The organism is Mangrovibacter yixingensis (assembly GCF_020523985.1).
Taxonomy (GTDB): Bacteria; Pseudomonadota; Gammaproteobacteria; order Enterobacterales; family Enterobacteriaceae; genus Mangrovibacter; species Mangrovibacter yixingensis.
This window is the reverse complement of the sequence record NZ_JAIVKM010000001.1, coordinates 1623510-1644981: the sequence shown is the minus strand read 5'-3', so window position 1 is coordinate 1644981 and position 21472 is coordinate 1623510. Positions and strand designations below refer to the sequence as shown.

The 21472-nt window shown below is 49.4% G+C and carries 19 protein-coding genes; 12 read left to right on the top strand and 7 right to left on the bottom strand.

Going from position 1 to position 21472, the window contains the following annotated elements; translation table 11 throughout:
* The first annotated feature begins 40 nt into the window (after positions 1-40).
* From LC084_RS07615 to LC084_RS07570, 10 genes are all read left to right on the top strand, one after another.
* Entirely contained in the window at positions 41-1495 is a 1455-nt protein-coding gene (locus LC084_RS07615) for a CoA transferase (protein WP_226570579.1), read from the top strand.
* A gap of 262 nt (positions 1496-1757) precedes the next feature.
* Entirely contained in the window at positions 1758-2627 is an 870-nt protein-coding gene (locus tag LC084_RS07610) for a LysR family transcriptional regulator (protein ID WP_226570578.1), read from the top strand.
* Between the two features lie 310 nt (positions 2628-2937).
* Positions 2938-3648: a FadR/GntR family transcriptional regulator gene (locus LC084_RS07605; RefSeq protein ID WP_226570577.1), complete on the top strand. Its 711-nt coding sequence runs from the start codon at positions 2938-2940 to the stop codon at positions 3646-3648.
* Complete coding sequence (locus LC084_RS07600) at positions 3635-4801, top strand: PLP-dependent transferase (protein ID WP_226570576.1); 1167 nt, start codon at positions 3635-3637, stop codon at positions 4799-4801. Before LC084_RS07605 ends, LC084_RS07600 begins: the two co-directional genes overlap by 14 nt.
* Positions 4802-4821: 20 nt before the next feature.
* Positions 4822-6096, top strand: a complete 1275-nt coding sequence (locus LC084_RS07595; RefSeq protein WP_226570575.1) for an ABC transporter substrate-binding protein — start codon at positions 4822-4824, stop codon at positions 6094-6096.
* Positions 6097-6120: 24 nt separating this feature from the next.
* Positions 6121-7047 carry a carbohydrate ABC transporter permease gene (locus LC084_RS07590; protein WP_226570574.1) on the top strand — a complete coding sequence of 309 codons (927 nt, stop codon included), beginning with the start codon at positions 6121-6123 and terminating at the stop codon, positions 7045-7047.
* 9 nt (positions 7048-7056) lie between these two features.
* Positions 7057-7881, top strand: a complete 825-nt coding sequence (locus tag LC084_RS07585) for a carbohydrate ABC transporter permease (RefSeq protein WP_036107412.1) — start codon at positions 7057-7059, stop codon at positions 7879-7881.
* A gap of 3 nt (positions 7882-7884) precedes the next feature.
* The gene (locus tag LC084_RS07580) at positions 7885-8952 is read left to right on the top strand and encodes an ABC transporter ATP-binding protein (protein WP_226571166.1); all 1068 of its coding nucleotides are present in this window, start codon (positions 7885-7887) and stop codon (positions 8950-8952) included.
* A 12-nt stretch (positions 8953-8964) separates the two neighbouring features.
* A complete protein-coding gene (locus tag LC084_RS07575) occupies positions 8965-10575 on the top strand; it encodes an ABC transporter substrate-binding protein (RefSeq protein ID WP_404808338.1) in 1611 nt (536 codons plus the stop codon).
* A 66-nt stretch (positions 10576-10641) separates the two neighbouring features.
* A complete protein-coding gene (locus LC084_RS07570) occupies positions 10642-12006 on the top strand; it encodes an alpha-L-fucosidase (protein WP_226570572.1) in 1365 nt (454 codons plus the stop codon).
* Between the two features lie 217 nt (positions 12007-12223).
* On the opposite strand, the gene LC084_RS07565 is transcribed toward LC084_RS07570, so the two are convergent.
* From LC084_RS07565 to pth, 3 genes are all read right to left on the bottom strand, one after another.
* On the bottom strand, positions 12224-12364 hold the full coding sequence (locus tag LC084_RS07565; RefSeq protein ID WP_226570571.1) for a hypothetical protein: 141 nt from the start codon (positions 12362-12364) through the stop codon (positions 12224-12226).
* 775 nt (positions 12365-13139) lie between these two features.
* On the bottom strand, positions 13140-14234 hold the full coding sequence (ychF, locus tag LC084_RS07560; protein WP_226570570.1) for a redox-regulated ATPase YchF: 1095 nt from the start codon (positions 14232-14234) through the stop codon (positions 13140-13142).
* Positions 14235-14389: 155 nt separating this feature from the next.
* Complete coding sequence (gene pth, locus LC084_RS07555) at positions 14390-14971, bottom strand: aminoacyl-tRNA hydrolase (protein WP_226570569.1); 582 nt, start codon at positions 14969-14971, stop codon at positions 14390-14392.
* 332 nt (positions 14972-15303) lie between these two features.
* Here pth and ychH point away from each other — a divergent pair, with 332 nt between their 5' ends.
* Entirely contained in the window at positions 15304-15579 is a 276-nt protein-coding gene (gene ychH, locus LC084_RS07550) for a stress-induced protein YchH (protein WP_226570568.1), read from the top strand.
* A 63-nt stretch (positions 15580-15642) separates the two neighbouring features.
* Here ychH and dauA read toward each other — a convergent pair whose 3' ends face one another.
* The 4 genes from dauA to lolB form a co-directional block, all read right to left on the bottom strand.
* Complete coding sequence (gene dauA / locus LC084_RS07545) at positions 15643-17334, bottom strand: C4-dicarboxylic acid transporter DauA (RefSeq protein ID WP_226570567.1); 1692 nt, start codon at positions 17332-17334, stop codon at positions 15643-15645.
* A 120-nt stretch (positions 17335-17454) separates the two neighbouring features.
* A complete protein-coding gene (prs, locus tag LC084_RS07540; protein WP_146211492.1) occupies positions 17455-18402 on the bottom strand; it encodes a ribose-phosphate diphosphokinase in 948 nt (315 codons plus the stop codon).
* 131 nt (positions 18403-18533) lie between these two features.
* Complete coding sequence (ispE, locus tag LC084_RS07535) at positions 18534-19391, bottom strand: 4-(cytidine 5'-diphospho)-2-C-methyl-D-erythritol kinase (RefSeq protein ID WP_226570566.1); 858 nt, start codon at positions 19389-19391, stop codon at positions 18534-18536.
* Positions 19388-20011, bottom strand: coding sequence for a lipoprotein insertase outer membrane protein LolB (gene lolB, locus LC084_RS07530; protein ID WP_226571165.1), 624 nt, complete (start codon positions 20009-20011; stop codon positions 19388-19390). The genes ispE and lolB overlap by 4 nt, the downstream gene beginning before the upstream one ends.
* A gap of 190 nt (positions 20012-20201) precedes the next feature.
* Here lolB and hemA point away from each other — a divergent pair, with 190 nt between their 5' ends.
* Complete coding sequence (gene hemA / locus LC084_RS07525; RefSeq protein ID WP_226570565.1) at positions 20202-21458, top strand: glutamyl-tRNA reductase; 1257 nt, start codon at positions 20202-20204, stop codon at positions 21456-21458.
* Positions 21459-21472 lie beyond the last annotated feature (14 nt).

The following is a 21472-nucleotide window of genomic DNA, read 5'->3' as shown; positions in this document are numbered from 1 at the left end:
TAAATAAGCTGTGCTGAATTGAAATTTGAGGTTATTGATTATGCATAACAATTTTACTAACGACTCCAGTGCTTTTGCTGAACTAATGGCAATCCGGGGAGGAAAGGCTCTGGATAAAGATGAAGTGACGGTAACAGATGGAGCCCCTGTTTTTCAGACACCTTTTAAAGTGGGCGAGACGGCCGCAGCAGTGCTCGCAGCCCGGGGTGTTGCCGCCAATGATCTGTGGGAATTGAAAACAGGGAGAAGGCAGAAAATACACATTAATACTCGCGCAGCCGCTGCAACCTCACTGGCAGGAGGTGATATGACGCAACTGCGTGATCATAAGGGGGTATTTCACCCTATACCGGTGTCCAGGGCCATGAAACATATGGTCTCTCTTACCCAGCCATGGCAAGCCGCCGATGGGCGCTGGTTCCTGCCACACACGAATCTGCCACATCTGGAGAGAAAAATACTGGATGTTCTGCAGTGTAGCAGCACGCCAGAGTCTGTTAGCGAAGGTGTGAGCAAGTGGAATGCTGGTGAACTAGAAGAGGCTGTTGCAGCCATGTTTGCTTGCGGTGGTATGGTCAGAACGCCAGAAGAGTGGTTACAACATCCACAGGGTGCTTATCTTGCTTCCCGGCCGGTAGTGGAAATAACGCGGGTGGCTGATGGTGCTCCTGAACCTTTACCTGAAGGGCACTTACCTGCATCTGGAATAAAAGTTTTAGATTTAACCCGCATTCTTGCCGGGCCCACTGCCGGGATTGGGTTTGCTGAACATGGCGCAGATGTGTTGATGGTTACGGCTCCCCACCTACCTCAGATACCGGCTTTTGTTCGTGATACCAGTCATGGCAAAAGAAGTTGTTTCCTGGATATCGACAATCCACTGCAAGCACAACAGCTCAAGACGTTAGTGGGTGAGAGTGATGTTTTTATTGATGGCTACCGGCCAGGACGGCTTGACGCCAATGGGTTTGGGGTTGAAGAACTGATGAAGATACGACCTGGGTTGATTCATATTTCGGTTAACTGCTTTGGTTCTGGTGGCCCTTTTGCATCATGGGCTGGGTGGGATCAGGTTGCCCAGGCGGTGACCGGTATCTGCGACACAGAGGGCAAATTAAATGGAAATGGCTCGCCTAAGCTGATGCCGGTTTTTACTTGCGACTTTCTTACAGGCTTCCTTGCAACCTTTGGTGGGCTGGTTGCCCTGGCCCGCAGGGCACAAGAGGGAGGAAGCTATCGAGTGCAAGTTTCACTGTGCCAGTCTGCAATGCTGCTGCAACGGCAAGGGGTGCTGGAGGCGTTTCAACATGCCCAGGGGCGCTTGACGCCAGCTGAGTTTGAAGAGTTAGCCATCTGCGATGAAGATACCTGCTATGGTGGCTTAAAAAGCCTGGGGCCGGTGCTTTGGATGTCAGAAACACCATGTCAGTGGCGATGTCCTCCTCCATCACCAGGAAGTGATAAACCAGAATGGCTGACAAAAAATAGTATGTAGACAAATCGGACACTCTGTTAACTGAGTTACTGGTGTCTTGTTGAGGAAACCCGTTGTTAGGCAGACCACAGCGCTCAAATAAATAACCAGGGGCACTGTTGTGGTGCAAATTGTTGTTTGGCAATTACTTGAGTGGGCTTTTATTCCGTTTATTTCAGATGATTAATTATTAACTCTGTCTCTGGCCTGTATGTTGCAATAACCATCTGGTTTCGCGATGGATAAAAGTAAATAAGCATAAATTTTGAGATGGGAGGTGAAAATGAAAATCTGTGATTTGCTGACGTTTTCAGCCGTGGCAAGGTGCGCAAGCATTACTGCCGCGGCAAGGGAACTGAATACCGTTCAGTCAAATGTCACTAACCGTATTCGTTCTCTGGAAGAACATATTGGTTTGCCTCTTTTGGATCGCCACAGTAGGGGGGTAACACTTACCCTGGCAGGCGTCCGCTTTCTGCCTTATGTTCAACAGGCGTTAACGCTTCTTGATGAAGCCGCTAAGGTTGCCCGTGATGAAGGTGAACCAAAAGGGACGCTTGCGATTGGTTCCATGGAGACGACATTGGCGGTCAGGTTGCCTGATATTCTTGCAAGCTTTAGAGAGCGTTATCGGGCAGTAAACCTGGCAATGAAAATAAATGCCACTGCCTGTCTGGTTGATAATGTACTGAATAATGAAGTCGATGGTGCATTTATTGCTGGTCCACTTGAACATCCGTTATTAGTCGCTGAAAAGGTTTTTGAAGAAGAATTAGTGCTGATAACGCCGCCGCATTACACATCCATTGACCAACTAATCAGCGAGAAGCAAGATATTACTGCGCTGATGTTTAAACAAGGTTGTGCTTACAGACAACGGCTGGAGCAATTTTTAGTTTATATTGGCAGGCCCGCATTTCAGCGCCTGGAGCTGGGTTCTCTTGACGGTATGATGGGGTGTGTGAGTGCTGGTGTAGGTATAACGCTATTACCTCGATCAATTGTGGTACGTTCTGACTTACAGGTACGATTTGGCATACATGAAATTGCCCCTTCAATTGCTCACGTCCCCACGTTATTTGTACGCAGAAGAGATGCTCATGTAACCACGGCATTAAAATGCTTTATGGAGTCTCTGGTATCTGAAATCTAAGTATTATGTGTTCGGTGATCCCGCCATTTTTAACCGTTTTGTCATTACCCTGCATACTGGTTCCGAACACAATCATTAATCCATTCCAACCCGGCATCCCCACATGATGCATTCCAGAGCTGGCCTTTAACACTTATCCTTCAACACCCGGTCTGTACAGTGAACCTACTGGTGCAAACTTGATGATTTTGCACCAAAAATAATCAGCCACAGCGTGATGATTTAAAAAACTCCTTTAAATTCAGTGAGGAAAAATATGGCGTGCTTATTGCTTAATTGGTAGAGATGTTGGACCAATTAAGGCAGAGCGATGGAGACACCCTCAGAGCTTCACCCGATTTCCACACCGCAGATAGACACACTTATCCTCGATGCGTTGACGCGCTATATCGCTCAATCAGGCGCCCAACCTGGCAGCCGCCTGCCCCCTGAACGGGTACTCGCGGAGAAGTTAGGTGTCAGCCGCAACACGGTGCGTGAAGCCCTAAAGCGCTGGGAAGCGTTGGGTATTATCCTGCGCAAAAAAGGGAGTGGCACTTTCCTGCAAGTGGATGTCGGCATCAACGATAGCTTTCTCTCACTGCGCTTTAAAAACGACTCGGCCAATATGCTGCATGCGCTGGAAGTACGCCGCGTTATTGAGTCGGAATGCTGTGCGCTGGCGGCACAGCGTGCCACTGCGGAAGATCTTGCCAGCATAGAACGGTGCCTTAATGAGGTGGAACGTGTGCACTTGTCGGTGGGAACGGCCGGTGCGGAAGACTGGGCGTTTCACTCCAGCATTTACCGTGCAGCCGGTAACCCATTACTGCTGCAGATGCTGAACGGGATCTACGACTCACTACACGCCTTTTTTGAATCGCCGCCAGAGCAGGCGTTGTTTGCCGACTCCTTACCGTTGCATCGTGAACTTTTCAACGCCATTCACCAGCGTGATAGCAAAGCTGCGCGCGCTATCTGCCACCAGATTCTTGATATCACTGAACGCGACATGAAGGATGTGATTAATGCCAAACGCTAAACCATTCAAGAAACAAACCTTACTCGCCCATGATCAGCGCCATGAAAACGGAGCCGTATCAACACCGATTTATCAATCATCGCTCTTCACCTTCAGCGACTATGACAGCATGATCGCGCGTTTTCGTGGCGAGAGCGATCAACCACTTTACTCCCGTGTCGATAACCCAACAGTAAAAGTGCTGCAGGATAAAGTGGCGGAGCTGGAGGGCGGTGAAGCTTGCCTCGCCTTCAGTAGCGGAATGGCAGCAATTAGTAATGCTATCTTGAGCGTGGCCACGCCTGGCGCAAAAGTTGTCTGCATTAATCATGTCTACCCCGACACTTACCGCTTCTTGCGTGGATTCTGCCTGCGCTTTGGGATTGAAACTGAATTCGTCGATGGTGATGACCCTGAAGCAATTCGTGCTGCACTGCCCGGCGCCAGCTTATTGTATCTGGAAAGCCCGTCCAGCTGGGTGATGAGTGAACAGAACCTTATACAGCTCGCTACCCTGGCACGTGAAGCCGGGGTCACCACTATCATTGATAACAGCTGGGCATCGCCACTGTTCCAGCAACCGCTGGCTTGTGGCATCGATATCGTTGTGCACTCGGCCTCGAAATACATCAGCGGCCATAGTGACGTAGTCGCGGGGCTGGTGATTGCCAACAAGCAGCACATTGCCCACATCAGCCGCCACATAAGCCCGTTCCTTGGGGGCAAGCTGTCGGCCCAGGAAGCGTCATTGCTAATGCGTGGGCTACGGACACTTCCGCTCCGAATGAAGCAGCATCACGCTAGCGCGCTGGCGCTGGCGAAAAAACTCCATGAACATCCGCTTGTGACCGACGTTTATCACCCCGGTCTGCAACCGCCGTCCTGGTCAACCCTGACTGGCTACAGTGGGTTATTTTCCTTTGCCGTGGCGGAATCTGTCGATATTCCACAGCTGTGCAACGCCTTACAACTGTTCCATATGGGGGTGAGCTGGGGGGGATTTGAAAGCCTGGTGATGCCTGCCATTTCTGTTATCAACCAGGATAGCGAATTTAATTCCGCGGTCGACTTTGGCGTTTCACCACGCTTAATCCGCATTTCAGTCGGCCTGGAAGATACCGAGGATTTGTGGGCCGATCTGCAACAAGCACTCACCGCTGCAACTCACGCATAAACTACCCAGGAGAGAATGCAATGACACATACCTTCACGCTGAAAGCGCTGATTCTGGCAACAGGACTGACTGTGGCGATGAGCAGCCTGGCCGCCAAACTGACCGTGGTTGAAGTGATCACCAGCCCGCCGCGTACCGAGTTGCTACAGAAAATGCTCGGCGAATATAAAGCGCAGCATCCGGGTACGGAAATCGAACTGATTTCCCTTCCCTGGGGGCAGGCTTTTGAAAAACTTGGCACCATGCTGCAGAGCGGTGAAGTGCCTGATGTGGTGGAGATGCCTGATACCTGGCAAGGTCTGTATGCCAGCAATAACATGTTGGAAAATCTCGAACCACGGTTGAAAAATTGGGAAGGAACCGGGCAACTCACCGCGAAAACCTTAGCGATGGCACGTGCTGCTAACGGCAAGGCCACCATGATCCCTTATGGGTTCTATATGCGGGCGCTGTTCTGGAATAAGAAACTGTTCCAGCAGGCAGGCCTCAGTGAACCGCCGAAAACCATGGAGGACTTTTTCAACGATGCTAAGCGGATTAGTGCGTTAGGTAACGGTATTAGCGGTTACTGTTTGCGTGGCGGTGTGGGTGGCACCAATGCCTGGATGATGTTTATGACGGCCATGAACGGTTCGCCTGCGTTTTTTGATAAAGATGGCAACAGCACCTTAACGCAGCCTGGTGCCGTCAAAGGTGCGCAACTTCTGGTGGATATGTACCAGCAAGGCGGAGCACCAAAAGATAGCATTAACTGGGGCTTCAACGAGATAGTCTCCGCCTTCTATTCCGGGAAATGCGCGATGCTCGACCAGGATCCGGATGCGCTAATCGCCATCAAAAAGAGTATGCCAGCGGATGACTTCGCCGTCGCCCCTATGCCTGTAGGCCCATCGGGTAAAGCTTTCCCGACTATTGGTTACACCGGCTGGGCGATGTTCAAGCAGGGTAAACAGAAGGATCTTGCCTGGTCTTTGATAACTTTTCTCAGCAATAAAACCAACAATCTGGCGTGGGCCAAATTTGTTGGCACGCTACCGATTTATCAAGGTGCTGAACAGGACCCCTTTTATAAAACCCCGCAATTTTCTGGTTGGTTTAAAGAGCTTAACGATCCCAACTATGTCCCTTTGACTATGCCTACCCATCTGAAAGGCTGGGGGTACTTCAACTCAGTGCTCGTCAAAGAAAGCTCACAGGAGACTCTGCTGGGAGAAAACGACACTGAAAGCATGGTGAAAGCGTGGGCGAAATACCTCACGAAAGACCAGAAAGCCTGGCTTGCAGCGCAGAAATAACCGCCTGAAGGGGAAGGGGGAACGATGACAATGCTTGATACTTCTTTGCCAGCCAGGAACACGCGTAAGGGTTTTCAGAAATGGTCGCGGGTGCTGGAACCCTGGTACTATTTGTCTCCAGGTCTGGTGCTGATCGCCGTATTTATCTTTGTTCCTATGGCGGTCGGTATCTCGTATGCGTTTCAAAGCATGAACTTGCTAAACCCAATGGATAGCGGCTGGGTGGGCTGGGATAATTTTTCTGCCATGCTCGATGACCGGCGCTTTTTTAAAGCGCTGGGCCACACTCTTAACTGGACGCTGAGTTCACTCCTGTTGCAGTTCGTTTTCGGGCTGCTGCTGGCGCTGTTGCTCAACAGGGAATTTCGTTTTCGCCGCTGGGTACAGGCACTGGTGTTTCTGCCGTGGGCTGTACCGGCATTTCTCTCTGGCCTGACATGGTCATGGTTATTCAACCCAGTAGTTGGGCCGCTGCCGCAGTGGTTAAGTGATTTAGGGATCCTGAGTCAACCCTACAACATATTGTCCGATCCACACCTGGCGATGTGGGGGCCGGTGATAGCCAACGTCTGGTTCGGTATTCCTTTTTTTGCCATCACCTTGTTGGCTGCGCTGCAATCCATTCCAAAGGATTTATACGAAGCAGCAGCCATGGACGGGGCCAGCGGCTGGCAGCAATTTCGCCGTGTGACCTTGCCATTCCTTGCGCCGATGATTGCCATAACTGTGATGTTGCGCACCATCTGGATTGCCAACTTTGCAGATTTGATCGTGGTAATGACCGATGGCGGCCCGGCGGGCTCCACTTCCATTTTATCCAGCTACATCTTCACCACCGCCTACCGCAAGCTTGATTTTGGTTACGCCTCGGCGATGGCTGTGTTTCTGCTGCTGCTAATGACTTGTTATGCGTTGGTGCTGCTGCGTATTCGTCATCAACTGCTGAAGTAAGGAGGAATCATGCGACTGTTACCGCTCATCGGGCATCGCCTTAGTATTGTGGCATATCTGCTGTTCGCGCTGTTTCCACTCTACTGGATCATCAAAATTGCTGTCACGCCGGATCAGTTGCTATTCAGTAAGGGGGTCACTTTGCTGCCGGGAGGGCTGACGCTTAGCCATTTTAGTAAGGTGCTCACGGACAGCGATTTTCCAACGTTCTTTACCAATAGCCTGATAGTGTCGCTGGTGACTGCGCTACTGACTTCACTGATTGCCGCGGCTGCTGGCTATGCGTTTTCACGTTTTCAGTTTCGCGGCAAGATAGCTATTGCCGCGCTGCTGCTGTTCACCCAGATGTTTCCACTGGTGATGATTATTGCGCCAATCTATCGCGTGATGGCACCACTTGGGCTCACTAACAGCCTGTCCGGTTTAATCCTCATTTACACCGCGTTTAATGTGCCTTTCGCAACGTTTTTAATGCAGTCGTTTTTCGATGCCATCCCGAAAGACCTGGAAGAGTCGGCAATGCTGGAAGGTTGTACTCGTTTTCAGGCGCTGTATCGCGTGCTGATGCCACTGACACTGCCGGGAATGGCAGCGACGCTGGGCTTTGTCTTTACTGCTGCCTGGAGCGAATTGCTGTTCTCGCTGATGTTAATCAATAAGAACGAGGTGATGACATTTCCTGTCGGGCTACTCAGCTTCGTTTCTAAATTTGCGGTTTCTTGGGGAGAGATGATGGCTGCGGCGGTACTGGCGCTGATTCCAGCCTGTCTGTTTTTTGCGGTTATTCAACGCTATTTAGTTCAGGGACTCACCGCAGGTGCGGTTAAGGGGTAAATGATGGCTGAAATTACGCTGGAACAAATCGACAAGCGCTATGGCAATGTCGAAGTGTTACGCGACATTAATCTCACCATTCAGGATGGTGAATTTGTGGTGCTGGTTGGCCCGTCTGGTTGCGGGAAATCGACACTATTGCGCACTATTGCAGGCCTTGAGCTGGCAAGCAGCGGTGATATCCATATTGACAATAAGCTAATGAACGATGTCCCGCCAAAAGATCGCGACATTTCAATGGTATTTCAGAGCTATGCGCTTTATCCCCACCTGACCGTGGCACGTAACATGGGGTTTAGCCTGGAAATTAAGAAACGCCCGCGTGCCGAAATCGACGAAAAGGTACGTCGGGCGGCGGAAATTCTCAGCCTCAGCCATTTGCTGGAACGGCGGCCAAAAGAGCTTTCTGGCGGCCAGCGGCAGCGCGTTGCGATGGGCAGGGCGATCGTTCGTCAACCGAAGGTGTTTCTGTTCGATGAACCGCTGTCGAATCTCGATGCACAGCTGCGCGGGCATATGCGGGTAGAAATTAAAAAACTACACCAACAGATGAATAACACCATTGTCTACGTTACCCACGATCAGGTGGAAGCAATGACCCTTGCCGACAGAATTGTAGTGCTCAACCACGGGGTCATTCAGCAGGTGGGCACGCCGCTGGAGTTGTATGACACACCAGCCAATAAATTTGTCGCCAGTTTTATTGGCTCGCCGCCAATGAATTTCATTGAAGGCCAAACCAGCGGCGAGGGTATTTCTATTGGCGACAATATTCAGTTACCGCTTAATCCACAATGGGCGGAACAAGCAAGCGGACGTGAGGTGATTTACGGTATTCGTCCTGAGAATATCAGCCTCGCCAGTCCCGACGCGGCGGATGCGCATCCACTGCAAGTATCACTCGTTGAACCTACTGGGCTATCTGAGCTGATTCACGGCACGCTGTATGGCCATGACATTATGTTATTTACCACCAGGCGCTCCGGTGCACGAGCTGGAGAGACCATTTTCGTCGCGCTGGATAACCGCCGTGCGATGTTATTCGATTCTATCTCGCAAAAACGCGTATAAATTGACGAAAGGATGTCGAGTATTATGAGTAAAACAAAATACGCATTAATGCTGCCTGCATTTGTTGCCTCACTGGCTATCGCGCCGGCATTACAGGCGAAAACCCTGGTCTACTGTTCTGAGGCATCGCCTGAAGGGTTTAATCCACAGCTCTTTTCCACCGGGGTGACTAATGACGCCAGCGCTAACCCTATATACAACCGGCTAATGGATTTTAAATACGGTACAACAGAACTGATCCCCTCGCTTGCGGAGCGCTGGGATGTTAGCCCTGATGGTAAGACCTACACGTTTTACCTGCGTGAGCATGTGAAATGGCAAAGCAATAAAGACTTTACCCCGACCCGGGATTTCAATGCCGATGACGTGGTGTTCAGTTTTATGCGCCAGAAAGACGCGTCCTCACCCTGGCATAAGGTTTCTGGCGGTGACTACCCTTATTTCACTGGCATGGGGCTGGATAAACTGATTGTCAGCGTACATAAACTGGACGACAGGCGAGTGGTTTTCACTCTTTTTCATCCGGAAGTGCCGTTCCTTGCAGATTTAGCGATGGGATTCGCATCGATTACTTCGGCTGAATATGCCGATAAAATGATGAAGGCGGGAACACCAGAGAAACTCGATCTTGAACCCATTGGCACCGGGCCATTTCAGCTCGTTCAGTACCAGAAGGATTCACGCATCCTGTACAAGTCTTTTGCCGGTTACTGGGGAAAGAAAAATAAAATAGATCGCCTGGTTTTCAGCATTACGCCCGATGCCTCGGTGCGCTTCGCTAAACTGCAAAAAAACGAATGCCAGATAATGACCTCGCCGAATCCTGCGGACATTCCGTCTATCAAAAAAGACGCGCACATTACTCTGCTCCACCAGGCGGGCCTGAACACGGGTTATCTGTCATTCAATGTCGAGAAGAAGCCATTTGATAACCTGAAAGTTCGCCAGGCGCTGGCGTTGGCTATCAACAAACCCGATATTATCAAAGCGGTTTACCAGGGCACGGGCCAGATAGCCAGCAGTTTGTTACCGCCATCAATGTGGGGCTACATGCCGAATAAAGAAAGCAATGATTACAACCCGGACAAAGCCCGCAAATTGCTTGCTGAAGCGGGCTATGCCAAGGGTTTTAGCACTGAACTTTGGGCTATGCCAGTTCAGCGTCCTTATAACCCGAATGCGCGTCGGATGGCGGAAATGATCCAGGCCGACTGGGCCGCGGTTGGGGTAAAGGCCAAAATCGTTACCTATGAATGGGGGGAATACCTGAAACGCGCATCACAGGGTGATCACCAGGCGATTTTGATCGGTTGGGGAGGCGATAATGGCGATCCTGACAACTTCTTTAGCCCGCTATTTAGTTGTGCGGCTGTAAGCGGTGGAGCGAACTATTCGCGCTGGTGCAATAAATCTTTCGAATCGCTGATCAACACCGCGCGGAGTCAGCCGGACCATGCCCAGCGCCGCCAGCTCTACCAGCAGGCACAGCAGTTGATGGCACAACAGGTTCCGGCTGTAATGATTGGCCATTCAACGGTGTATGAACCCATTAGTGACAAAGTAAAAGGTTATATGATTTCGCCAGTTGGCGGTCACCGCTTTGAGCAGGTCTCTGTGGAGTAATAACGAATATTGGCAGAGCCTGATTAATCAGGCTCTAAACCGAAGTACAAAGTGGAACATCAATTAATGAGCAATAAAACCTATCAGCCTGACTGGGCCAGCCTCGATAGCCGCGAGATGCCTCAATGGTATAATGACGCCAAGTTCGGCATTTTTATCCACTGGGGAGTCTACTCAGTGCCTTCATGGCGGAAAATTAATAATACCCTGTTTGGCTCTTATGCCGAGTGGTATTACGCCAGTGTGTATGGGCAGTATCGTAATAATGACGATGATTTCCACCAAAGAAACTACGCTCCCGATTTCCTCTATCGTGATTTTGCCCCACAGTTTAAAGCCGAACTGTTCCAGCCAGAGGCCTGGGCCGAGCTGTTTAAATCCTCTGGGGCAAAATATGTGGTGTTGACGACAAAACATCATGACGGTTTTTGTCTGTGGCCGACTGAAAACCGCCACAAAAAAGGGTGGAACAGCGGCGACACAGGGCCGAAGCGCGACTTGCTTGGCGATATCACCCATGCCGTGCGGGACTGTGGGCTGAAAATGGGTGTGTACTACTCCAGTGTTGATTGGGAAACCAACTCCAGTCATCGGCCAGAAAGCGGTTATTTTATCCCGCAACGTGACCGCGAAAAATTTGGTATTGCTGAACAAAGTTACCCTGATGAAATTCTGATTCCGCAGTTAAAAGAACTGGTCACCAATTATCAGCCGTGCCTGATTTTCTCCGATGGCGGCGAGTGGGACTTTAGCGAAGAGTATAGCCAAACCAAAGAGTTTCTGAGCTGGCTGTATAATGAGGCGCCCAATAAAGACGAAGTGGTGGTCAACGACCGCTTCTGCAAAGAAATGCCAGGTGAACATGGGGATTATTACAGCACCGAATACAACGACAAAGAGGGGTTTGGCAAGCTTCACCCCTGGGAAGAGAGCCGCGGTATCGGTAAATCATACGGCTATAACCGTGCTGAACAACTGGAAGACTACTGTACTTCGCAACAGCTCATTGTGCAGCTTGTTGGCATAGTTTCCAAAGGGGGTAACTTTTTGTTAAACGTTGGCCCCACGGCAGATGGCCGTATTCCTGTGATACAGCAGGAACGGTTACGGGATATTGGCCGCTGGATGGCGGTGAACGGTGAAGCGATTTATGGCAGTGAAATCTGCACTCGCTTAGAGAGCATTGATGAGCACACATTTCTGACCTCTGTGGGAGGAGATGACTACCTGATTGCCACCGACTGGCCTACCCAGCCGCTCTCTTTACGTATTGTTACCGGTGCTGTTCCTACCGCCTGCACATTACTGTGCCAGGGGCAGCAACTCCCGGTGCCATTTGAGTTCGAAGACGGTCTGGTTATTGTGCATCCTGTGCCCTGGTGTTTCGACCTCGGCCTGGCGTTCGCCTACACCTTTAAGCTGAGCTATTGATGGCTGTGTTGCTGGCTAACTTCCTGAGGTTTTAGTGATACCGAATTCCTGGCTGCGTCCCGGCAGCGGTGTCACTGGTTCAGCAAAATCTCCTGCATTCAGGCCTGGAGAAATTTCACTGATGCATAGGCAGGTTGTATTGGGGAGATTAACAGTAAGGTCACTCTTTAGATGACTGAAACTGGAGGCTTTACCTCCAGTTTCATAACCTGATAGTTTATTTCTTTTTCTTCTTGTCAGGTGCCTGACTTACTGCAGACTCAGCTACAGACTTCTGATTCGGGGTTGATTTAGGGTCTTTAAGTTGCCCATTTGCCTTGGAAGCCACTTCTTTACTTGTTTTTTTATTCTTAGACATTCGAAACTGCTCCTGTTGTAACCTAATAAGTTTCTGTCTCAGAAACCCTTCGAATCAAAAAATACGCTCGTCGACAAGAATTAGTGTGATTCACATCACACTTTTAATGGGTTTTAAACAATGTTGCATTTGTCAATGCGTTGCCGCCGATAGCCAGATTGTTCATTTAGTGTGCCAACGCATCGTGTGTATATGTAAGTACCCAGTAAAACGAACTGTTCACATTCAGAGATCTTCCGGCATGTTGAATATGCCCTTTAGGCAGAGAGACATGCACAAGCTCGATTAACTGAGTAACTGATTATCACCGTGCTGAAGTGCGCCGAAGCAGGCCGGGTTGTCAAAGATATCTACTGCAAATCCAGTACTTCCGCTGCCAGCTATTACAGTTGAAAGCGAAACCTAGCGGTATAGAAGACTTTGATATTAATAAAATGAAAATCTGAATGATGCGCAGGCATCTTTGAGTATGGCAAATAGGCCATTGAGCGTGCGGCTATTGTCTGAACACTTTGCCGCTCCTGGGGGCGCTTACTCCAGCCTTTAAGCCGGACAAAAAGCATCGAGTTGTTTTGGCCACAACCGGCTAATACCATACCAAAGCCACGGTAAGTATTACCACTGGATACTCACCCAACGCAAACTGATGGTTTACCCGTTGAGTTCAAACTGATAGCACCGTGCATTGAAAAAAATCCACGCAATTGCGTGGATTTTATAGGGCTTTGCGATTCTTATGAGATTCAGCGAAACCTCAAAAGACGATAAATTATATTTACACGTTAAACAGGAAGTTCATAACATCGCCATCTTTAACGATATAGTCTTTCCCTTCAGCGCGCATTTTACCGGCTTCTTTCGCACCCTGTTCACCCTTATAAGTAATAAAATCTTCATAAGCGATGGTTTGTGCGCGGATAAAGCCTTTTTCGAAGTCGGTATGGATTTTACCTGCCGCCTGTGGAGCAGTAGCACCAACCGGTATAGTCCATGCACGGACTTCTTTCACACCAGCAGTGAAGTAGGTTTGCAGGTTAAGTAATTCGTAGCCTGCGCGAATTACACGGTTAAGACCAGGCTCTTCCAGCCCCAGTTCTGCCATAAACTCGTCGCGTTCCTCGTCATCCAGTTCTGCGATGTCTGATTCAACAGAAGCACACACGGCAACCACGACAGAGCCTTCTGCTGCGGCAATTTCCTTCACCTTGTCCAGATATGGGTTATTTTCAAAACCATCTTCGTTGACGTTGGCAATATACATTGTCGGTTTCAGCGTCAGGAAGCTCAGGTATTTGATTGCCGCTTTGTCTTCATCTGTCAGCGTTTTGAGGGCGCGCAACATCCCGGCGTTTTCCAGATGTGGCAGGCATTTTTCCAGTGCTGCCAGTTCAGCTTTGGCGTCTTTATCTCCGCCTTTCGCTTTTTTCTGAACGCGATGAATGGCACGTTCGCAAGTGTCGAGGTCAGACAGCGCCAGTTCAGTATTAATAACGTCAATATCATCAGCAGGGTCAACTTTGTTGTTCACATGGATGATATTGTCATTCTCAAAACAACGCACAACGTGGCCGATCGCTTCAGTTTCACGGATGTTCGTCAGGAACTGGTTACCAAGGCCTTCACCTTTGGATGCGCCTTTAACCAGACCGGCGATATCAACAAATTCCATTGTGGTGGGCAGAATGCGCTGTGGTTTTACAATTTCTGCCAGTTTATCCAGGCGCGGGTCTGGCATGGGCACAACACCAGTGTTTGGCTCAATGGTGCAAAACGGAAAGTTTGCGGCTTCAATTCCCGCTTTAGTGAGTGCGTTGAACAATGTGGACTTACCCACGTTCGGCAAGCCGACAATACCGCATTTGAATCCCATGGTTTAGATCACCTTAATCACTTAAATCAAAGGGTTATAATTAACCTGATGAAGAATAAAACAGTCTGATACCTATTATACACACAAAGCGCAGCGTAAGGGCTGCAATTGCATGTATGGCGTAGTTGGTAACTGCGCCTGAGTATTACAAAGAATTAGCCTTTGAAGGCGTGCAGGCGGTTTGTTGCCAGGGTGAGGCCATCTTTGAATAAAATATCGGTACAACGAACAGCTTCATCAATTGCTGCATCAATCGCCTGTTGCTCAGATAATGGCGGTTTCCCCAACACAAAACCGGTGACTTTATTTTTATCGCCAGGGTGGCCAATGCCAACACGCAGGCGATGAAAACCGGGGTTATTACCCAGTTTACTGATAATATCTTTCAGGCCGTTATGGCCGCCATGCCCACCGCCTGTTTTAAATTTCGCCACGCCGGGTGGCAGGTCAAGCTCATCATGTGCGACCAAAATTTCATCTGGCATTATTCGGTAAAAGCTCGCCATTGCCAGGACTGCTTTGCCACTCAGGTTCATAAATGTAGTAGGAACCAGCAATCGAACATCATTCCCGTTAATCTGAATACGAGCAGAGTAACCAAAAAACTTCGGGTCATCTTTCAGAGACTGGTTATGACGTTGTGCGAGTAAATCAACATACCATGCACCAGCATTATGGCGGGTCGCGGCGTATTCCGCGCCGGGGTTCGCCAGCCCTACAATTAACTTAATAGCCACATGCATCTTCCTGCATTAAATAAGTGCGGCGTATTTTAACGGGTCGGCGCGTAGATGACAAAGTACGTTCAGGTTGTGTGCTCTGTTAGCTGGTGTATTTTTCACAGCACGCTCAGATAACGTACTTAAAGGGAAATAACGGGAGTAAAAACGGATAGTTTATTGAGCTAATTATTATTAAATACATTTATTCAAATAGTTATTTGTAAAATTTTGTCATGTTAAAGTTATTATTGTGATCCTGTACGCACACTACGCGAGAATGTTCTGTTTATACTTTAACCAAAGGAGGGGGAAGCCCCACCGAACCACTTTTTTACCGGAGGTGACATATGAAACGTAAAAACGCTTCGTTACTCGGCAATTTTTTAATGGGGTTTGGTCTCGTGGTGATGGTTGCCGGGGTTGGTGTTTCCGTCCTGAATCAGTTACCTCAACTGAATATTTCTGAGATGCTGGGCCATGGCGCTATTTTTGGCATATTCGCAGGTGCTATTCTTTGGCTGGTTGGTGCTCGAGTGAGCGGCCATGAGGCGGTTGCGGATCGTTACTGGTGGGTTCGTCATTTCGATAAACGCTGCCAGCATAAACAGCATCGCCACAGTTAATTATTTTTACAGGTTTTTTGCGCCCCAGCATGAGTTTCTGCTGGGGCGTGTTGTTTCAGTACATCACTTCATGGTAGGAATGTCTTTTATTGCATCTTCAAAGCTGGCGAAGAAAGTTAGCTTGCTCTCAATGGGTTTTACTCCCGCGCGAGCCAGAGTTCGTAATGGCTGAAAACCCAGTTCGCAAATCCGTAACTCTGTCTCTTCAGGCAGGCGATTGATAAACCTCTCAAGGGCTGCGAGCCCTCCAGCATCCAGTAGGGTGACACCGTACCAGTTCAGCACAACCGCCCGTTTACCCGCCAGTTGCACTGCCAGTTGCTCAAAAATGCCGTCGGCTGCAGCGAAGAATAATGGGCCAGTAATGCGAGTGGCCAGGACTGCTTCTGGGAAAGGTTGAGTAACTGGAGCCAGCCGGGTCATTTGTGCTATGCGGCGCATAAATAACAATGAAGCGAGCACAATCCCCACGCTGATGGCGATAACCATATCGAACAGTACCGTGAGCGACATACACAGAAGCATCACGATAATGTCATCCGGTGGAGCCCGGCGAAATAAATTAATGACTTTATGTGCTTCGCTCATATTCCAGGCAACGATTAGCAGTAAAGCGGCCATTGATGCCAGAGGCAACCAGGATAGCCAGGGTGCAAGCAGTAAAATCGCCAGTAGCACTAATACAGCATGAATGATAGCGGCAACAGGTGAAGTGGCACCGGCACGCACATTAGCGGCAGAGCGGGCTATCGCCGCCGTTGCGGTAATACCGCCGAAAAATGGTGCAATTACATTACCAAAACCCTGCCCGAGTAACTCACTGTTCGCATTATGTTTGGTCCCTGTCATACCATCGAGCACAACAGCGCACAGCAGGGATTCAATGGCACCCAGCATTGCCATTGAGAAGGCAGCAGGTAGCAAGGCCTGTATTGTGGCCCAGGATAGTGTGAAGCTACTACCTGGCAGAGTCCAGGGAAGCATTAGCTGAGGTAAAACCTGCGGAATACCATTTCCCTGGCTGCCATCAGGCAGCAGGTAGTGAAAACGCGAACCGATGGTTGCCACATCCCCACCCATCATTTTAACCACTGCCATAACTGCGCAACCGGCAACCAGTGCAGGTAAATGACCAGGCAAACGGACTCCTAAGCGCGGCCACAGAATTAGCGTACCCAGTGTAACAATCCCTGGCAGGGCATCGCCCCAGTTAAGGGTGGGAAGGGCAGTTATCAGTGCGAAGAGTTTATTGAGGTAATGCTCAGGGACATGGGCCAGAGTTAAACCAAAGAAATCTTTGATTTGCATGGTGGCAATGGTGATGGCGATACCCGAAGTGAAACCCAGAGTAACCGGTAGTGGAATGTATTCAATGAGCCGGCCAAAACGGGCCAGCCCAAATAAAATCAAGAAAAAGCCAGAGAGCATGGTGGCAATCAACAAGCCTGCCAGGCCAAATTGTTGCGATACCGGATAGAGGATTACCACAAATGCTGCCGTTGGCCCGGAGACACTAAACCGTGAACCACCGGTAATGGCAATGACAATCCCGGCAATCGCTGATGTATATAACCCGTATTGTGGAGCAACCCCACTACCAATAGCCAGAGCCATTGCCAATGGTATGGCTATTATGCCAACCGTCAGGCCAGCTATCAGGTCACGATTAAACCGCACTAATGTATATTTTTGCTGCAGACATGCTTCTTTTAATGCATAGAACGGCATAAGGTGAGAAAAAATTGATCGTTTCACAATCCAGCACCCAGATGCGCATCACCAGGTGGTCACACCAGTGAAGGAGGCAATTAGTATTACAAAATAACTATGGAACAAAAAAAACCCGCCTGAGCGGGTTTTACTTAAATTTCGCTATCAATGTTCAAACATTGCAGAGATTGATTCTTCATTGCTGATACGGCGAATAGCTTCAGCCAACATGCCTGACAAGGTAAGAGTACGTACGTTCGGCAATGCTTTGATTTCCGGAGCCAGAGGAATGGTATCGCACACAACCACTTCATCAATGACAGAGTTTTTCAGGTTCGTTACTGCGTTACCTGAGAAAATCGGATGGGTGGCGTAAGCGAAAACACGTTTGGCACCGCGTTCTTTCAGCGCTTCAGCTGCTTTACACAGAGTACCACCGGTATCGATCATGTCATCGACCAGCACACAGTCACGGCCAGCAACATCACCAATAATGTGCATTACCTGAGAAACGTTAGCACGCGGGCGACGTTTATCAATAATTGCCATATCGGTATCGTTCAGCAGTTTCGCAATAGCACGGGCACGCACCACACCACCGATATCAGGAGAAACCACAATTGGGTTATCCAGTTCCAGTTGCAGCATGTCTTCGAGCAGAATTGGGCTACCGAAAACGTTATCAACTGGGACATCAAAGAAACCCTGAATTTGCTCAGCATGCAGGTCGACGGTCAGAACACGGTCAACACCAACGCTGGACAGGAAGTCAGCAACAACTTTTGCTGTGATAGGAACACGAGCGGAGCGCACGCGACGATCCTGACGGGCATAACCGAAGTAGGGGATCACGGCGGTAATACGACCTGCAGAAGCACGACGCAGGGCGTCGACCATGACAACCAGCTCCATCAGATTATCGTTGGTGGGAGCACAAGTGGACTGGATGATGAAAATATCACCACCGCGAACATTTTCGTTAATTTGTACACTTACTTCGCCGTCGCTAAAACGACCTACAGCTGCGTCACCGAGAGAAGTATACAGGCGGTTGGCAATACGTTGTGCTAGTTCCGGTGTGGCGTTACCAGCAAAAAGCTTCATATCAGGCACGAGAAGAACCTCAGGCATGCGTCCAGTGTGGGACAGTGAAAGTAACTTATGGGGGCAGTTTTTCACTATCCGGTGTATTAATTAAGCGCAGCATGCAACGTCTGGAACAATGGTGACGTTGTCACCTGCACTCAGATTCCCCGAAGGCTGCGAAGGAGTGGCGAAAGATTTTGTCCTTTTGCCACAAAACCCTGTAACCATTGCGGGGCTTGCTCAAGAACCTGGCGGGCCTCAGTTTCTGTGTTAAATTCAGCATAAACACATGCACCGGTCCCAGTCAGGCGCGACGGCGCGTATTCTAACAGCCAGGAAAGCGCTCTATCAACCTCGCCAAAACGTTTTCTTGCGATAACTTCGCAATCATTCTTGAATTCACATTTTAGTAACGTTTCCAGAGACCTTAATGGCGTATTTCTGGGCAACTCAGGATCAGTGAAAATCACTGGTGTGGGTATGCTCACTCCTGGGTGAATAACCAGATACCATTTTTCTATGGGATTAGCAGGCGTTAGCTTTTCACCAATGCCTTCAGCAAAGGCTGCGTGGCCGCGCACAAAAACAGGAACATCGGCACCCAGTTGCAGACCAAGCGCTGCTAATTCATCTTCAGTAAGGTTTGCCTGCCATAGCGCGTTCAGCGCTACCAGCACAGTGGCAGCATCGGAGGAACCACCGCCAAGCCCACCACCCATTGGGAGTTTTTTGTCTATGGACAATAACACGCCACAGGAAGGCGCGATTCGATTTTGGCGCACAGCGTAGTCATACAACAAGTGCCCGGCCCGCACCAACAGGTTCTCTTCTTCAGGCACACCCGTTACCGGTGTTTGCAACTGTATCTGCCCATTATCCGTTACTGTAATGCCGACAGTGTCTCCATAGTCCAGAAATTGGAACAACGTTTGCAAATTGTGGTAACCATCTGCGCGGCGGCCAGTAATGTAGAGAAACAGATTCAGTTTAGCGGGAGCAGGCCAGGATGTTGTCATTTAATAATCCAGTTATCCATTTTCAGTTTGATGCGCTGGTCACCATTCGTTAACTCCATATTGTTTGGCATCGAAGGAGTCACTTTCGTGTTGTAACCTGAATAGGTGACGTGCCAGGTTTTGCCGTTAACTGTGTAATTAAGTGAATTTAACTGATACTGGCTGTCCAGAGTATAATCGGTAGCATCGCCGGGCAGACCGACCATCCACTGACGCAGGCTTTGCAACGGAATCGACATACCTGTCAGTTTTTCAATCATCTCTTCGGCATCATCGGAAACATAACGTTTGCCTTTGTTATCAACCAGAATCACCTGGCCTGGTTGGGCATTTAACTCCAGTTCGGTACTACCCAGCGGGTTAGTAAGCAGCAGACGGTACTTATCTGCACCAGTTTGTTGCCAGAAAAAGCGCGCATAAACTTTTTGCTGTTCAGTAAGAAAAGCAAAAGCACCACGAGTTTGATATTGCGTTACAGATTTAATTGCGTTTTCACGTTGAACCCATTGTGGGGAGTCCGGGCTTTTCGCCGGTTTTTGGGGGCCGTTAAGCGCACAGGCAGTGAGTAACAGGCTGGCTAGTGGGACCAGGCGCAACAGCCGGGTAGAAGAAAAAGTCATCACAATGGCATCCCTTTTGCGGTTAATTGCACGCATGCTATCGCCAGTGAGCCATAGCGTCTACGGGCAAGTTGTCATAAATCATGAAATTATCTATTACTCCGAAAGCGGTAGCTTACTTTAATTGATATGACGCATATTGTATGATGCATAATGAAAGCCATAGTAATGTCGGTACTACTCACCAGAAATGACTCTATTAGCGTTAGGTATTAACCATAAAACAGCCCCTGTCTCATTGCGGGAACGTGTTTCGTTCACGCCGGAGACCCTTGATCATGCGCTCAATAGTTTGCTTGCGCAGCCAAAGGTACAAGGTGGTGTGGTGTTATCAACGTGTAATCGTACAGAACTGTATTTGAGCGTTGAAGAACAAAGCGACTTGCAAGAGCAACTGGTGCACTGGCTGTGTGATTATCACCAGTTAAATGAAACCGATGTGCGGCAAAGCCTCTACTGGCATAAAGATAACGATGCGGTAAGCCACCTGATGCGAGTTGCCAGTGGTCTGGATTCCCTGGTTTTGGGTGAACCGCAAATTCTTGGCCAGGTAAAAAAAGCGTTCGCAGATTCTCAGCGTGAACACTCGGTTTCAGGCGAACTGGAAAGAATGTTCCAGAAGTCTTTTTCTGTGGCGAAACGGGTTCGTACTGAAACAGAAATTGGTGCCAGCGCTGTCTCAGTCGCTTTTGCTGCTTGTACGCTTGCGCGGCAAATTTTTGAGTCTCTGGCTTCTGTCACTGTAATGCTGGTGGGCGCGGGCGAAACCATCGAACTGGTTGCCAGGCATCTGCGTGAACACAGAGTCAAACAGATGATAATCGCGAACCGTACAAGGGAAAGAGCACAGCTACTGGCTCAGGAAGTCGGGGCTGAGGTTATCTCTCTTGGCGAAGTGGATGAGCGGTTATATCAGGCCGATATCATTATTAGTTCTACGGCCAGCCCTTTGCCCATTATCGGCAAAGGGATGGTTGAGCGGGCGATGAAAAAACGCAGAAATCAGCCGGTATTGCTGGTTGATATCGCCGTCCCTCGTGATGTTGAGCCGGAAGTAAGCAATGTCCCCAACGCTTATCTCTATAGTGTGGATGATCTCCAGTCCATCATTGAGCACAACATGGCGCAACGGCAGGCAGCAGCGCAGCAGGCCGAAGCTATTGTTACCCAAGAAACTGGCGAATTTATGTCGTGGTTGCGTGCACAAAGCGCGACAGAAACTATTCGTGATTTCCGTGCACATGCTGAGCATGTGCGTGATGATCTGGCTGAACGTGCGCTCGCTGCCCTGGCTCAGGGTGAAGATGCGAATGCTGTGGTTCAGGACCTCGCCCGTAAACTGACACAAAAACTGATCCATTCCCCAACTAAAGCTTTACAACAGGCCGCCCGCGATGGCGATGAAGAACGCCTGCAACTCCTGCGCAACAGCCTCGGGCTGGATTAGTTCTTTTCTCATTT

Excerpts from the sequence above, each read along its gene's own strand:
- LC084_RS07615 (WP_226570579.1), top strand. The coding sequence starts at position 41 with ATGCATAACAATTTTACTAACGACTCCAGTGCTTTTGCTGAACTAATG.
- LC084_RS07610 (WP_226570578.1), top strand. The coding sequence starts at position 1,758 with ATGAAAATCTGTGATTTGCTGACGTTTTCAGCCGTGGCAAGGTGCGCA.
- LC084_RS07605 (WP_226570577.1), top strand. The coding sequence starts at position 2,938 with ATGGAGACACCCTCAGAGCTTCACCCGATTTCCACACCGCAGATAGAC.
- LC084_RS07600 (WP_226570576.1), top strand. The coding sequence starts at position 3,635 with ATGCCAAACGCTAAACCATTCAAGAAACAAACCTTACTCGCCCATGAT.
- LC084_RS07595 (WP_226570575.1), top strand. The coding sequence starts at position 4,822 with ATGACACATACCTTCACGCTGAAAGCGCTGATTCTGGCAACAGGACTG.
- LC084_RS07590 (WP_226570574.1), top strand. The coding sequence starts at position 6,121 with ATGACAATGCTTGATACTTCTTTGCCAGCCAGGAACACGCGTAAGGGT.
- LC084_RS07585 (WP_036107412.1), top strand. The coding sequence starts at position 7,057 with ATGCGACTGTTACCGCTCATCGGGCATCGCCTTAGTATTGTGGCATAT.
- LC084_RS07580 (WP_226571166.1), top strand. The coding sequence starts at position 7,885 with ATGGCTGAAATTACGCTGGAACAAATCGACAAGCGCTATGGCAATGTC.
- LC084_RS07575 (WP_404808338.1), top strand. The coding sequence starts at position 8,965 with ATGTCGAGTATTATGAGTAAAACAAAATACGCATTAATGCTGCCTGCA.
- LC084_RS07570 (WP_226570572.1), top strand. The coding sequence starts at position 10,642 with ATGAGCAATAAAACCTATCAGCCTGACTGGGCCAGCCTCGATAGCCGC.
- LC084_RS07565 (WP_226570571.1), bottom strand. The coding sequence starts at position 12,364 with ATGTCTAAGAATAAAAAAACAAGTAAAGAAGTGGCTTCCAAGGCAAAT.
- ychF (WP_226570570.1), bottom strand. The coding sequence starts at position 14,234 with ATGGGATTCAAATGCGGTATTGTCGGCTTGCCGAACGTGGGTAAGTCC.
- ychH (WP_226570568.1), top strand. The coding sequence starts at position 15,304 with ATGAAACGTAAAAACGCTTCGTTACTCGGCAATTTTTTAATGGGGTTT.
- ispE (WP_226570566.1), bottom strand. The coding sequence starts at position 19,391 with ATGACAACATCCTGGCCTGCTCCCGCTAAACTGAATCTGTTTCTCTAC.
- lolB (WP_226571165.1), bottom strand. The coding sequence starts at position 20,011 with ATGACTTTTTCTTCTACCCGGCTGTTGCGCCTGGTCCCACTAGCCAGC.
- hemA (WP_226570565.1), top strand. The coding sequence starts at position 20,202 with ATGACTCTATTAGCGTTAGGTATTAACCATAAAACAGCCCCTGTCTCA.